1 pseudogene is annotated in these 1,298 nt (G+C 41.5%); it reads right to left on the bottom strand.

The window, feature by feature from the left end:
* Positions 1-1,291, bottom strand: a pseudogene (locus D479_RS20390) (IS3 family transposase); the annotation flags it as partial.
* Positions 1,292-1,298: the final 7 nt, after the last annotated feature.

Here is a 1,298-nt window from a genome sequence, read left to right as displayed (position 1 = left end):
TTTCGACTTAATCTTTGATGATTATAATTATCCATAAACGCTGCCAGTTGCTCTTTGAAGTGCTCGATACTTTCAAATTCTTTGTAGTATAAAAGCTCTGATTTCATGATGCCGAAGAAGTTTTCTATCACGGCATTATCGTGACAGTTCCCTTTTCTAGACATACTTTGGGTGATGCCTGCCTCTTGAAGACGTTCTCGATAGGGACGCATTTGATAATGCCATCCCTGGTCGGAATGCATCATTAATTCGTCTTCCGGGTTCAAACGCTGAAGGCCGTTCTCCAACATTTCCGCTACCAAGGCGTACGTAGGGCGCAACCCGATCGTATACGTAATGATTTCACCATTAAATAAGTCCAGAATGGGAGAAAGATAGAGTTTTTCACCAAACAATTTAAACTCCGTAATATCCGTTACCCATTTCTGATTCGGTTTCGAAGCTGTAAATTCCCTATTCAAGAGATTATCGGCTACTTAACCGACTTTCCCTTTATAAGAATGGTATTTCTTCATGCGAACTTGGCATCGAAGGCCTAACTCTTTCATCAGGCGGTAAACTTTTTTATGATTCACATGAATACCTTCATTCTCCAACTGATTTTGAACCCGACGATACCCGTATTTCCTATCAGATTGATGGAAGATTTCCGTGATCTTTTCTTTCAGCTCACGATCAGGATCTGTTTTCCCCATCTGCTTCACGTGATAGTAGTAAGTACTACGGGGGATACCAGCTACCTTGACGAGTTTATATACAGGGAAGGCGTGCCTTAGTTCGAAGACCGTTTGGGCTTTTTGCCTTTCGGTTGGTTCTTGGTTTCCTCTTCGACTAAGGCATTTAATTTTTTTAGATAAGCGTTCTCCATGCGTAGGTATTCGATTTCTTCTTCTATCGATTTGAAAGAACGAGACGGTTTATTGGATTTGTCCTTAGCCATAAGTAGTTGATCCTCCTGTGCAGGACCCAAGGCCGCCAGGCCGCCCTGTTTCCACTTCACGATCCATCGGCGAACCATGGAGAAGTCTGGAATGTGAAAGAGAGCGGAAGCTTCACGTATGGAGGCTCCTGTTTCCTGAATATAGTTAATTACCTTCAGTTTAAAGGCAGGAGGGTAGTTTGTATAGGGAAAGTGAAAAGCTTGATTCCCATGATACTCAAACAATTTGACCCAATATCGTAACGAAGAATTATCGATATCGAGTTCTTCGGAAAGTCCTCGTATACTGATGTTTTCGTTTTGATATCTCCACACAATGCTTAACTTTTCTTCTTTACTCCATTTATTCATAGAAATG

Source organism: Halobacillus sp. BAB-2008 (assembly GCF_000328325.1).
Classification (GTDB): domain Bacteria; phylum Bacillota; class Bacilli; order Bacillales; family Halobacillaceae; genus Halobacillus.
This window is presented reverse-complemented; position numbering and strand designations above follow the sequence as displayed.